Here is a 13,367-nt window from a genome sequence, read left to right as displayed (position 1 = left end):
ACTAATTTGTTTTTATGTCCGACAAAAATATAAAAAATAGGTTTTAAATGTTAATTTTAGATAAGTTGTTTTGGAAAACATATGTAATATTTTGTAACCAATTTAGATAATGATTTCAAATTCAACTGGTCAGAAGCTTCAACAACATCTTCAATTGTTTTATCTTTTTTAAGTATTCTTATAGGTTCTGCTTCTTTACTGTAGGCCTGATTTTTAATTTTTCCCCTAAAAATAAAGTAACCGGCATCAAGAGCTGATATATGGTGTTGTTCTGCAAATTCTTCTTTTAAGGATTGCGATTCTTCCATCGGAATTTTTTCTGCACTCATTTTAATCTTCAATAAATCCCTGTTAATGATCATTCTACTCAAAGTAGACAATATAAAATCGTTATATTTTTGCCATGCTTTAAGAGCACTAATGATATCGAAATCATCTAATTGAGAAAACAAATCTAACTTTTCAGCATCAAAATTTTCAAGTGAAATTTTATTTTGCATGAAATATAAAAGCGGTTCACTACAAGGCAGTTTAACTCCTTTCAACGTTAATTCTTTTGCCCGTTTGAGTACTTTCATCAAAATTAATTCGGCCACGAGACTTGTTTTATGCAAATAAGCCTGCCAGTACATTAATCTTCTTGACAACAGAAACTTTTCTACTGAATAAATCCCTTTTTCTTCTATAACTAAAATATCGTTTTCAACATTCATCATCTGGATCAATCGTTCAGAATTCACATTTCCTTCTGCAACTCCGGTATAAAAACTATCGCGCTTTAGATAATCCATTCGATCCATATCCAACTGACTCGAAATCAATTGAAGCATAAACTTTCTGTGGTATTCTCCTTTAAAAACCTGAATTGCTAAACTCAATTTCCCATCAAATTCATTGTTTAACTGATTCATAAACAATAACGAAATGGATTCATGATTAACATCTTCTACAATACTTTTCTCCATGGCATGCGAAAAAGGTCCGTGACCAATATCGTGCAATAAAATAGCTATTAATAATGCACATTCTTCATCATTTGAAATAGCAACACCTTTAAAACGAAGTGTTTCAATTGCTTTTTGCATTAAATGCATACAGCCCAATGCGTGATGAAAACGTGTGTGATTAGCTCCAGGATAAACCAAATATGATAATCCCATCTGTGAAATTCGACGCAAACGCTGAAAATAAGGGTGCTGAATTAAATCATAAATAAGCTCATTCGGAATAGAAATAAAGCCATAAATCGGGTCATTGAATATTTTTAACTTATTGATATGATTCACTATTCTGGTAATTTTTTAGGTCAACAAATATAGGTAATTAACTATAAACAGTTTTCTGTTTTTATCTTAAAAAACAAAAAGAAATTCCTTTTCCAAAAGAAAAAAACACTGATTACAAACTCTTTCAACATTAATTACATACCATCACCCAAATTTCCGAACTTTTATTTTTTAAGATGTTAATAACTAAGGATTAGTTTTCGTGTCGTTATAAACCCTTTCATTTTCAAAATTAATATATTTGAAAGTAACAAAAATTTGGAAAATCATGAGAATAGAAACCGATCTTAAATTAGGCTTTAAAGATGTAATGATCAGACCCAAAAGATCCACTTTAAAAAGCAGAGCTGAAGTATCTTTAGAAAGAAATTTTAAATTTTTGCACAGTACAGAGACATGGACAGGAATTCCAATTATGGCAGCAAATATGGATACTGTTGGCACATTTGAAATGGCTGCTGTTTTAGCCAGAGAAAAGCTTTTTACTGCTATTCATAAACATTATTCGCCTCAGGAATGGAATGATTTTCTAAAAAACGTATCTCCTGATTTCTATAATTATATTGCCATTAGCACCGGAATAGGAAAAGAAGACGCTGCAAAAATTGCAGAAATTATTCAAGCAAATCCGTTACTGAAGTTTATTTGTATTGATGTCGCCAATGGATACTCAGAATATTTTGTTGAGTTTTTAAAACAAATCCGCGAACAATATCCTGACAAAGTTATAATTGCAGGAAATGTAGTAACCGGCGAAATGACAGAAGAATTATTATTAGCAGGAGCTGATATTGTCAAAGTTGGAATTGGCCCCGGATCAGTTTGTACAACCCGTGTAAAAACCGGTGTAGGTTATCCGCAGCTTTCGGCTATCATTGAATGTGCTGATGCCGCACATGGCTTAGGCGGACATATTATTAGCGATGGAGGCTGTACAACTCCGGGTGATGTTGCCAAAGCTTTTGGTGCAGGTTCAGATTTTGTAATGCTTGGCGGAATGTTAGCCGGACACACAGAAAGCGGTGGTGAACTGATTGAAATAGAAGGCAAAAAATTCAAACAATTTTACGGAATGAGTTCTGCTACCGCAATGGACAAACACGCTGGCGGAGTAGCTGAATACAGGGCTAGCGAAGGAAAAACAGTTCAGGTTCCGTTTAAGGGGAACGTAATCAACACGGTTTTTGATATTTTAGGCGGTTTACGCAGTACCTGCACGTATGTAGGAGCCTCCAGACTAAAAGAATTGACAAAACGTACCACTTTTATTCGCGTTAGCGAACAGGAAAACCAAGTTTTTACAAAATAAATATGATTCAAATTACCGAAGCCTCAATTGAGGATATTGCTAAAATTCAAAATATTGCACATATAACCTGGCCCATAACCTATGGTCAAATTTTAACGAAAAATCAATTAGACTATATGCTGGATTTAATTTATTCAGATGAAGCCTTAACCAATCAGATTGAGAAAAAAGAGCAATTATTTTATTTAATTTTGGATGAGGAATCCATAATCGGATTTATCGGAATTGAACATCATTACAAAAATGATGCAGTAACAAAAATTCACAAAATATATCTTTTACCTGAAACACAGGGGAAAGGTATTGGAAAAAAAGTAATTGAAGAGATTCAAAAACTGGCTTTAGAAAATAATTCAACAAGCTTATCTTTAAATGTAAACCGTTTTAACTCTGCATTAAGTTTTTATAAAAAAATAGGATTTGAAATCATTGATGAAGTCAATATTGACATTGGAAATGGCTACCTAATGGAGGATTATGTGATGGAAAAAAAGTTGTAATCAGCTCACAATTACATCATGCTTAAACAATAAACCTTTTACTTCATTCAAAGAAAAAACAGCTTTCTTAAGTTTCGTTTTGGATGGATCAATTGTATAATTATAACTCGTTTTGAAATCGGCTTTGTTTGCGGTTGCTTTATCAAACTCAGAACGGTACAAATCACAATTATCAAAAATCACACTTGTAAGATCGGCTGCCATAAAATCGACTGCAACCAGACTGCAGTTTGTAAATGTAGTTCCTTTTATTTTTAGGGTATAAAATTTGGAAAAATCTAAAATACAATCGTTAAAATGAATTTCGAAAATGAGTTTGTCGCACATGGCAAAATTTACATCTTTGATTTCACAGCGATTAAAAGCTGCGGTTCTAAAAGCTACATAATTGATTTTTGCCTCATTAAAAATACAATCATTAAAGATACAGTCAATAAAAGTAACGGCTAAAAAAGTACAGACCGAAAAATTGCAATTATTAAAAACACAACATTCAAACTCCTTAAAATTAGCACCATCCTTATCATAAATGACATTATTATATTCTTTATCAAGGAAATACTCGCTCGTCATTAAAGATTTATTGTTTAATTTAAAATAAAAACGCAAGAATCAAATGTATGATAATTGCGTTTAGACTGAAATATTATTTTACTAATTATTTTTTATGCACTCTTTTTAAAAGAAAAATTGCAGTCACAAAAAACAATCCTAAGAATACAATTGCCAAACGAGGACTTCCTGTAATCTGATCGATAATTCCGTAAAGACACATCCCTATTACGATTCCTATTTTTTCAGCTACATCATAAAAGCTGAAAAATGATGCTGTATCTTCTGTTTCAGGCAATAATTTTGAATACGTTGAGCGTGATAAAGCCTGAATTCCTCCCATTACAAATCCTGCTACCGTAGCCATTACATAAAAATGTATTGGCAAGGTAATAAAAAAAGCAAGTGCACAAAAAACTGCCCAAATCGTATTGATAACAATTAAAGTTGGGATGTTACCAAATTTCTCCGAAGCTCTCGAGGTCAAAACAGCTCCAATGACAGCTACCAACTGTATAATCAAAATACAGATAATCAAACCAATTGTGCTTTCTTCCTTAGATGCCCACTGAATTTCCTGTGCTCCAAAATAAGTCGCTACCAACATTACAGTCTGAACCGCCATACTTGACACGAAAAATCCGCTTAAGTATCTTTTTAAAGGAATATTATTCTGTAATATTGCCCAAACTTTCTTTAATTCTTTAAAGCCATTAAACACAACATCTTTCGATAACTTTTGATTGGTTTCTTTGCTTCCCTTAGGTAAAAAATAATAGCTGTACTGGCTAAACAAAATCCACCACACTCCTACCATAATAAAAGAAAACCTCATGGCTTTCATAGCTGCTTCACCATCTGTTCCAGTGATTCCAAATATTTTTGGTTTCATAATCATTGCCAGATTGATAATCAGTAAAATTACACTTCCAATATACCCTAAAGAATACCCTTTGGCACTAATTTTATCCTGCTGTTCAGGAAACGCAATATCCGGCAAATAGGAATTATAGAAAACCAAACTTCCCCAATATCCAATAAGTCCCAAAAAATAAAACAATAATCCGATGTAAATATTTTCAAGATCAAACCAGTACAATCCCATACACGATAAAGCTCCAACATAGCAGAAAAATTTCATGAATGATTTTTTATTCCCAACATAATCTGCAATACCGGATAATAATGGTGAAAAGACGGCTACAAATACAAAGGCAAATGCGGTTACAAAACTAATCAGGGCTGAATTTTTCAATTCCAATCCAAAAACTTCTATATAGTGTCCTCGTTCAGAAAATAAGGCTTCGTAAAAAATAGGAAATACAGCTGATGCTATTGTAAGAGTGTAAACTGAATTTGCCCAATCATAAAAGGCCCAGGCATTCAATAATTTTTTACTCCCTTTTGGTAAGTTCGTCATGGTTATGGTTTTGAAGGAGCTAATTTATTTATTTTTTCTTATAAACATCACTGAATCTTCATTAATAAATAATCAATAATTCGTTTTATTGATGATGATACGGTTCATTTCTTAAAATTGTAAAGCCTCTGTACAATTGTTCTATAAAAAATAACCGCACCATCTGATGCGAAAAAGTCATCAGTGAAAGTGAAATTTTACCTTGAGCCTTACTATAAACCGTTTCTGAAAAGCCATAGGGTCCACCAATTACAAAAACCAGCGTTTTAATTCCGGAGTTCATCTTTTTTTGCAACTCGTCAGAGAAACCAACACTTGAAAAGTTTTTTCCGTTTTCATCCAATAAAATCAACTGATCTGTAGGTGTTAATTTAGATAAAATCAACTCTCCTTCCTTCTCTTTTTGCTGGCTTTCAGATAAATTCTTTACATTCTTAATATCGGGAATGATTTCTAAATCAAATTTGATATAAAACGACAGCCGTTTAGTATAATCATCGATTAAAGTCTGCAATGATTTGTTATCCGTTTTGCCAATGGCGATAAGTTTGATATTCATTTTTAAATTGATTTCTGAACAGCAAAGATAAAAATGATTTGAAGTCTATAGCATTAATTTTATTAGTATACCTGAAAATGCTGCTATTAAAATAATAATTGGCTCAGCTATTTTTTTTATAAATATTAAAGCAAAAATAGTAAGAATTGCAATTAATGCGGTCGATACGTCAACAATACTTCTTGATGCAATTATAACTACAGCCCCTACTAATGCCCCAATAACTGCTGCTGTGATACCTGTAACAAAGTTTTTTATAGATTCATTTTTTGCAATTTTATGAAAGTAAGGAGCCGGAATAACTGTAAATAAATAACACGGCAGAAATGTCGCCAATGAAGACACGCAGGCACCTGAAAATCCGGCAACAATATATCCTATAAAAGCAACTGTAATTACAACCGGGCCGGGAGTAATCATTGCTATGGCAACAGCATCAAGGAATTGCTGTTCAGTTAACCAGTGATTTTCTGTAACAACACCTGCGTATAAAAAAGGGATTATTGCTAAACCACTTCCAAAAACAAAGGCTCCTGCTTTGATAAAGAAAATTGCTATTTTTTGTAAAATTGTCAGCTCATCATTAAAAAATAAAATTTGTAGCATAAACAAGGAGTATGTTTTTTTCGTTCTCCAAAATTTTTGAGGAGATTTATAAAACATATATATAAGACCTGCACCAATAAATAATAAAATATGCTCTCGTTTTGTTACCAATGTTATAGCCAAAGACACTCCAAATATTAACCATAAAAGCCAATTGTTTTTTAGTGACTCTAATGTAAACTTTCCAATAGCTTTTTGTGTAAGTTTATATGAGCTCATTACGATGATTCCAATTACTGCCGCGCCAACACCATAAAAAATAGCCTGCAGCCATGACAGTCCTCCGTAGATCGTATAAGTAATACTTAATAAGACAACAATAATAAATGAAGGAATTATAAAAGCTAATCCAGCCAGTGTCGCACCTAAAATTCTATAATGCAAAAAACCTAAATAAATACCAAGTTGTGCCGCTAAAGGTCCCGGAGCCAGTTGTGCTAATGCCAGACCTTCTTTATAGTTCTCCTCTGAAATCCATTTACGCTTTTCTACCAGATCTTCATGCATGTAACCTACTAAAGCAACAGGACCTCCAAATCCAGTTGTTCCCAGTTTCAAAAAATAGTAAACAAGCTGTCTTAAAGTATAAATTGGTTTTTTTATCATGTCAATTTTCTTTAAAATAAAACTCCGAATTGAAATCCAATAGTAAACGTTGCCGGTTTATCATTGCCAAATCGGGCAGGTAAAGGCAAAGCAGCATAATAACTGCAATTTTCACTTTTAATAAGTGTTTTATTGAAAACCGGAGTAAAACCATACCTGCCTGAAGTTTCAAAAGCGGCTCTTCCTGCAAAAGAAAATCCGCTTCCCAGAGGAACCAAAACACCCGGATGAAAGGTTAAATTACTTGATTTACTTACTCCATCATCGTCTTTGATTGTTGGAACAATTTCGAAAGAAAATCCTATTTTAGAAGTTTTCCATAAATTGATTCCCATTGGAAAAGCAACAACATAATGACCATCAAAATTAGTTGTTGTTTCTTCATTGCTGAAAGTAACAATTGGATGCATAATACCTACATATCCATTTATTTTTGGATAAGTAGTTTGTGAATAAGCAGTTGTAATAAATAGTAAAAAAAGAAAATTTGTACCCCGTATCATTTTTGTTTGTTTAATTAATTTAAACAAAGCTACGGAGCTTAAAAAGTAACAAATAGGATTCTATTTACCTTTTGTATCTGAATTACTTTTTGCTATTTTTTTTCTAAATGAAGAAGGATTTTCACCTGTGTGAAGCTTAAAAATTCTGGTAAAATGACTTTGATCTGAAAACCCTGTTAAGTAGGAGATCTCGGTTAAAGTGTAATTTGAATTCTGAATGAGATTGATCGCTTTTTCTATTCGGATTTTCCTAATGTAATCACCAAAATTCAGGTCTTCAAAATATTTAGAAAACTCTCTGGACAAATAAGAAGGGTTCAGTTCTAAATCAGTTGATATTTTTTTGAGGTCAAATGTAAACTGAGCATCAATCTGATCCTGAATCATTTCTTTTAATTCATTCACCCAACTAGGAACTTTCTTTTTCTCGGTTTTATTCGTTTTTAAAAACTTGACATACACTTCATGGAGCAAATTTTCAAAAGGACTATTTTGAAGATGTTTTTGATGATATAAATGAGAAGCCCAACTATATAAAGCATCATAAATCACCATTCCCATTTCTAAAAGTTTAGCATCATCTGTAATATTATGTGCCAATCCTGCGGAAATTGCCCAAAGCCCCGCCGATTCATTAGCAATATCATGTCTGTCTGTATCAGCCCCCCGAACTATTTTTGAAATTACAGTAATGGCCGGATCATTAATTTTGTGTTTTTTAACTATATAGTCAAATGTACACTGATCTTCATAATGTGTATATTCAACACCTGGAATATCAAACGGAATTGCATTTAGCTTTTTTGCTTCTTCAATAACATTATCAAAAGGGACATAAAAAAATTCTGCTTCAGAATCGACAAATTTCTGAATAAGCCACGGACAGGCCAATCGATCTATTTTAGGACGTTCACGTGTAATCCATTTCATTCGTTAATTTTTAGAAAATTGATTTTCGAAGATTTTGAATCTAATATCTAAATCATTCAGCAATTGTTTTTTAACAGATTCATCCTGAATAAAGCTGTAATTAATACTGTTGTAAACATATTGCTTTATTGTAGCATATGAAACATCGGGATATCTTTTAGCCAATAACACGTATTGTTCCGTCATATTGGTCCTTAAAATCCCTGCATCGTCTGTACTAATTACAATTGGCACATTAAACTCTTTATAAAGTGTAAAAGGATGCCTGCCCTCTTTTACCTTCAAAATAAATTCATTACTGGCCAAATTAATCTCAATAGGGACTTTGTTTTTTGACATATAACGCAATAAATCATACGAATTTGCTTCATAAGCAATATCAACTCCGTGACCAATTCTATTAGCTCCCGCAATATAAATCGCTGAATTAATATGCCAGGTTAATTCTTCGGGCTGTACCAATCCCAATGTCAATTCACCAGCATGAAGCGTATATTTTACGTTAGGAAATTGAGAATGGCAATATTTGAACATCACCATATGCAGCCAATAATCTTTCATGGAAGTTTCTCCATCTTCAGGAGAAACAATATTTACACCTGCAACCAGTTTGCTTTCGTTTGCAGATATAAAAGCAATAGTTAGATTTTTAAACAAATCAACAGGTTCCATGAAACGCAATACGAAATTTTGATAACGCATTGTAAAACGCTCGTCATCTATTTTTAAATCTTTATGCAATTTCGCAATAAAATTACTGTTGAAATCTTCAGCATATTTTTTACCCTCTTTCTGTTGAATCGATTTATGCAAATCATCCAGAAATTTTAAAACTGTCTTTTCATCTTTTTGACTGGCAGCCTGACGAAGTTTCAGGTTAAAATCATTTAAATCATCTACCTTCATATCACATGGAATTGTAGACAATTGTGTTTCAATATAACTTACATTTTCAGAAAGTGCACGGTTTTTTAATTCTGTTAATCCTTCTGCAAAATGGCCTTCGATAGCAGGAGAAAACTTTTGAAAAGAATCAAAAAACAAATCATCAGAAGGAACAGTCACACCATTAAAGTCTTTAGCTGACCAGGTTTGCATTATCTGCTGCTTATAAAAAGCCAGTTTTCCTGTATTTTTCAACGACGAAAAAGTCTCCCAATCTCCTTTTGCAGGTTTTATTTTAGAAACTTCCATAGTTTCTAAATTCAGATAAAAGTCTTCTGCAATTGCCCTTTCCAAAAGAGGTTCTGCATAAATAGATCCTGAAAAATGATGGTGTAAATCGCCACCTTTTGGCATTTGCTGAAAAAAAGCTGTTAAGGCAGCTTCATTGTTTCTGATTTTTTCTAAATAATTTCCAGCCGATTGAGAGAAATTAAATTGTGTTATCAAGAAACAGAAAAGTGTAATTATCCTCGTCATACTCTAAGTTTAAATTACATGCAAATATAGTCAATTTTGAAGACATTTGAGATATTAGCATAAGTTGCCATTTTTATAGTTTTGAATGTGTATCAATATTCTAAAAATTAACATTTTAAAAAAATCAAAAGCTTTTTTTAAGGCATTTATGTCGTTTTATTAAGCAAATTATTCAAATAAAAAAACAAATAAATACTTTTCATCAATCTCTATTTTAAGGAATCATCAAAAAATTAAATTTAAGGACATAACTATTACGATTTCAATTTTTCTATTATAAACGATTTTTCTCTTTTTGAATCTAAAATTGACTGTTTCCTGAATTTTTATATTCTGTATTTCTGTTTCAATTTGTTTGTTTAACTTTGTTCAAAACATATAAAAATGAAACAATTAGTTATATTACTTATTGCTTTTGCTACATTTTCTTGTACAAATGCTCAAAAGAACAATTTTTCGGAAGTAGCATTATCTGAAAAATTATTGTCAACGAATGAAAGTCAGGTTGCATTTAAAGACATATTAAATAAATACAAAGGAAAAACTTTGGTAATTGAAGTATGGGCTTCATGGTGTGGTGACTGTGTAAAAGCAATGCCAAAAATAAAAGAACTTCAAGCAAATAATCCTGATGTCTCTTATTTATTCATATCAGCAGATAAAACCGCTGATAAATGGAAAATCGGAATTGAAAAACACGAATTGAAAGGTGATCATTACATGATGAATGACGGAATGAAAGGTGTTTTTGGAAAATCAATTGATTTAGACTGGATTCCTAGATATATTATTCTTGACAAAACCGGAAAAATTGTACTATATCGTGCCATAGAAACTGACTTTGATAAAATCAACGAAACATTAAAAAGTCTTAAATAACTTAATGTCTGTTTAAAACAACCTTTAAAATTCATAAAAAACAAAAAATTAATACCTATCCAAAATGAGAAAACAAATTGTTGCAGGAAACTGGAAAATGCATAAAAATGCTAGTCAAACAGAAGAATTACTAAGCGAGTTAATTTCAAAAATTCCTGCAAAAACAAACGCACAGGTTATCGTTGCACCAACATTTATCAACTTGGCTGCAGCTGCTGCAAAATTAAAAAATACTCCTATTGGAGTTTCCGCTCAAAATGTTCACCAGGCTGAAGGCGGAGCTTTTACCGGAGAAATTTCTGCTGATATGCTAAAAAGTGTTGGAGTTGATACAGTAATTTTAGGTCACTCAGAACGCAGAGCTATTTTTAATGAAACTGATGCCTTAATTGCTAATAAAGTTGACACAGCTTTAAAACACGAAATGACTGTTATTTTTTGTTTTGGAGAAGAATTAAAAGACCGTCAATCAGACAATTATTTCAACATTGTTGAAAATCAATTACGCGATGGATTATTCCATATTTCAAAAGAATCATGGCCAAATGTAGTTTTGGCATATGAGCCAGTTTGGGCTATTGGTACAGGTGAAACAGCTTCTCCTGAACAGGCACAGGAAATGCACGAATTTATCAGAGAAACAATTCGAAAAGCTTTTGGAAATGATATCGCTGATGCTGTTTCTATATTATACGGTGGTTCTGTAAAACCAGAAAATGCAAAAGAAATTTTCTCTAAACCTGATGTTGATGGCGGTTTAATTGGAGGAGCAGCTTTAAAAGCAGATGATTTTCTTGCTATTGTAACAGCTATCTAATTACTTATAAAATAAAAAACCCGATAACAACTAATTATCGGGTTTATTTTTACTATTCTGTAATATTAGAACTAGTTACATAAAAATCTTTATTTACTTCAATATTTCTATTATCATTCGTTACTTTTTCAGATTTCCATTCTGTTGTTGGTTTTAACCAATGGTCAACTCCGTTCAGTTTTACCTTTACCGGCATATCAAATTTAGCTACACAATTAGACCAATGATAACCAAAAGATCCGTCTTTAAAAATATATTCTAAAACCGGAATTTTAGTCGTCGTTAGATATTGGGCAAAAACTCTGTTAAAATTAATTCCAGACTGAGTATTAATATAATCTTCAATCTGTTTAGATGTAACTGTCTGATGATAAAAAGTACTGTTCAGCCCTCTTAAAATAGACTTCCACTTTGCATCGTCATTAATTATTTGACGAATCATATGCAACATATTGGCACCTTTTGGATACATGTCACCGGATCCTTCATTATTTACATCATAATGCCCTATAATTGGAATATCATTTTTAATATTTTTTCTACAACCTATCACATATTCGGCTCCAGCCTCTTTACCGTAATAATATTCCACAAAAAGGCTTTCCGAATAATTAGTAAAGCTCTCATGAACCCACATATCAGCAATGTCTTTATAAGTAATATTATTTGCAAACCATTCATGTCCAGATTCATGAACAATAATAAAATCAAATTTTAAGCCCCATCCGGTGCCACTTAAATCATGCCCTAAATATCCATTTTTGTACTGATTTCCATAAGTTACACTACTTTGATGTTCCATTCCTAAATAAGGAGCCTCCACCAATTTGTAACTATCTTCATAAAAAGGATAAGGCCCGAACCAGCTTTCAAAAGCTTTCAACATTCTTGGAGCATCTTTAAATTGTTCTTTTGCTAATGCTAAATTATCTCTTAAAACATAATAGTCACAATCTAAATTCCCTTTCTCTCCTTCATATTTTTCCGAAAAATTAACATAATCCCCAATGTTAATATTTACACCGTAATTATTTATAGGATTAGAAACATACCAATTAAATGTTTTTGTACCATCTTTTTGTTTTTTGACGCTTTGCAATCTTCCATTTGAAACGTCTGTTAAATCTCCCGGAACATTTACACTAATTAACATCTTTTCTACTTCATCATACATGTGATCTTTACATGGCCACCAAACACTGGCACCTAATCCCTGACATGATGAAGCTATAAAATCTTTCCCGTTTTTATCTTTTTTCCAGGTAATACCTCCGTCCCATGGTGGATTAACCGCTTCTTTAGGTTTTCCTCCAAACGAAACAATAATCTCTTTAACTTCTCCTACTTTCTGATCTGCAACCAACTGAACAAAAAAAGCATTTCCATCTCTTTCAAATTTCAATTCTTTTCCGTCCTGTGTCACTTTGTATATTTGCATTGGTTCCTGCAAATCAATCTGCATTTTCCTATACTCGTTTAAAACTGTATACCGAATTGTATTTGAACCTGAAATAGTCTTATCCTCCGGATTTACCTTTACATCCAAATGATAATACTTTAAATCCCACCATGCTTTTTCCTTTGTTATGCTTCCTCTCAACGTGTCCTGATGCGTAAACACTTTCTGTGACTTACTAAGAAGTCCTTGTGAGCTTGCGGTAAAAACTAGAAAAAAGGATAAAAAAATGATTATATAACTTTTCATCAATATAAAGTTTGAAATGTATAAATTAAAACGAATTTATAACAAAAGTAAACATTCAATTTTGTTTTAATTACATATTACAATCTAAAATCACAACATTTTGTAAAACAAAAAACCCTATCCATATAGAATAGGGTTTTCAAAGAAAGGCGACGACATACTCTCCCACAAAAATGCAGTACCATCTGCGCAGGCGGGCTTAACTACTCTGTTCGGGATGGGAAGAGGTGAGCCCCGCCGCAATAACCACCTTAAGGTCATTAGTTTTCAGTT

At 32.3% G+C, this 13,367-nt stretch carries 13 protein-coding genes and 1 rRNA gene; 4 read left to right on the top strand and 10 right to left on the bottom strand.

Features of this window, described 5'->3' with window-relative positions; translation table 11 throughout:
- Positions 1 to 56: 56 nt before the first annotated feature.
- The gene (locus tag JE46_RS10915) at positions 57 to 1,286 is read right to left on the bottom strand and encodes an HD domain-containing protein (RefSeq protein WP_031455314.1); all 1,230 of its coding nucleotides are present in this window, start codon (positions 1,284 to 1,286) and stop codon (positions 57 to 59) included.
- A gap of 268 nt (positions 1,287 to 1,554) precedes the next feature.
- Here JE46_RS10915 and JE46_RS10910 point away from each other — a divergent pair, with 268 nt between their 5' ends.
- Both JE46_RS10910 and JE46_RS10905 read left to right on the top strand, forming a co-directional pair.
- Positions 1,555 to 2,595, top strand: a complete 1,041-nt coding sequence (locus tag JE46_RS10910; protein ID WP_031455313.1) for a GMP reductase — start codon at positions 1,555 to 1,557, stop codon at positions 2,593 to 2,595.
- A 2-nt stretch (positions 2,596 to 2,597) separates the two neighbouring features.
- Positions 2,598 to 3,095, top strand: a complete 498-nt coding sequence (locus JE46_RS10905) for a GNAT family N-acetyltransferase (RefSeq protein ID WP_031455312.1) — start codon at positions 2,598 to 2,600, stop codon at positions 3,093 to 3,095.
- On the opposite strand, the gene JE46_RS10900 is transcribed toward JE46_RS10905, so the two are convergent.
- From JE46_RS10900 to JE46_RS10870, 7 genes are all read right to left on the bottom strand, one after another.
- On the bottom strand, positions 3,096 to 3,668 hold the full coding sequence (locus JE46_RS10900) for a pentapeptide repeat-containing protein (protein ID WP_031455311.1): 573 nt from the start codon (positions 3,666 to 3,668) through the stop codon (positions 3,096 to 3,098). It lies immediately after the preceding gene.
- Positions 3,669 to 3,753: 85 nt separating this feature from the next.
- A complete protein-coding gene (locus JE46_RS10895) occupies positions 3,754 to 5,067 on the bottom strand; it encodes an MFS transporter (protein WP_031455310.1) in 1,314 nt (437 codons plus the stop codon).
- Positions 5,068 to 5,152: 85 nt separating this feature from the next.
- Positions 5,153 to 5,626, bottom strand: a complete 474-nt coding sequence (gene rlmH, locus JE46_RS10890; RefSeq protein WP_031455309.1) for a 23S rRNA (pseudouridine(1915)-N(3))-methyltransferase RlmH — start codon at positions 5,624 to 5,626, stop codon at positions 5,153 to 5,155.
- Between the two features lie 45 nt (positions 5,627 to 5,671).
- Positions 5,672 to 6,838 carry a chromate transporter gene (locus tag JE46_RS10885; protein ID WP_031455308.1) on the bottom strand — a complete coding sequence of 389 codons (1,167 nt, stop codon included), beginning with the start codon at positions 6,836 to 6,838 and terminating at the stop codon, positions 5,672 to 5,674.
- A gap of 11 nt (positions 6,839 to 6,849) precedes the next feature.
- On the bottom strand, positions 6,850 to 7,341 hold the full coding sequence (locus tag JE46_RS10880; protein ID WP_031455307.1) for a hypothetical protein: 492 nt from the start codon (positions 7,339 to 7,341) through the stop codon (positions 6,850 to 6,852).
- Between the two features lie 60 nt (positions 7,342 to 7,401).
- Positions 7,402 to 8,271, bottom strand: a complete 870-nt coding sequence (locus JE46_RS10875) for a chromate resistance protein ChrB domain-containing protein (protein WP_031455306.1) — start codon at positions 8,269 to 8,271, stop codon at positions 7,402 to 7,404.
- Between the two features lie 3 nt (positions 8,272 to 8,274).
- On the bottom strand, positions 8,275 to 9,693 hold the full coding sequence (locus JE46_RS10870; protein ID WP_031455305.1) for an amidohydrolase family protein: 1,419 nt from the start codon (positions 9,691 to 9,693) through the stop codon (positions 8,275 to 8,277).
- Positions 9,694 to 10,077: 384 nt separating this feature from the next.
- Here JE46_RS10870 and JE46_RS10865 point away from each other — a divergent pair, with 384 nt between their 5' ends.
- Positions 10,078 to 10,572: a TlpA family protein disulfide reductase gene (locus JE46_RS10865; RefSeq protein WP_031455304.1), complete on the top strand. Its 495-nt coding sequence runs from the start codon at positions 10,078 to 10,080 to the stop codon at positions 10,570 to 10,572.
- Positions 10,573 to 10,636: 64 nt separating this feature from the next.
- Entirely contained in the window at positions 10,637 to 11,389 is a 753-nt protein-coding gene (gene tpiA, locus JE46_RS10860; protein WP_031455303.1) for a triose-phosphate isomerase, read from the top strand.
- Between the two features lie 52 nt (positions 11,390 to 11,441).
- On the opposite strand, the gene JE46_RS10855 is transcribed toward tpiA, so the two are convergent.
- Together JE46_RS10855 and rrf are read right to left on the bottom strand one after the other, a co-directional pair.
- The gene (locus tag JE46_RS10855; RefSeq protein WP_031455302.1) at positions 11,442 to 13,094 is read right to left on the bottom strand and encodes a M1 family metallopeptidase; all 1,653 of its coding nucleotides are present in this window, start codon (positions 13,092 to 13,094) and stop codon (positions 11,442 to 11,444) included.
- 144 nt (positions 13,095 to 13,238) lie between these two features.
- Positions 13,239 to 13,348: ribosomal RNA gene (gene rrf, locus JE46_RS10850) — 5S ribosomal RNA — on the bottom strand.
- Positions 13,349 to 13,367 lie beyond the last annotated feature (19 nt).

Origin of the sequence: Flavobacterium chungangense LMG 26729, from assembly GCF_000735715.2 — a bacterium.
GTDB classification, from domain to species: Bacteria; Bacteroidota; Bacteroidia; order Flavobacteriales; family Flavobacteriaceae; genus Flavobacterium; species Flavobacterium chungangense.
Note: the sequence above shows the minus strand (reverse complement) of the source record. Positions and strands in the feature narration are given on the sequence as shown.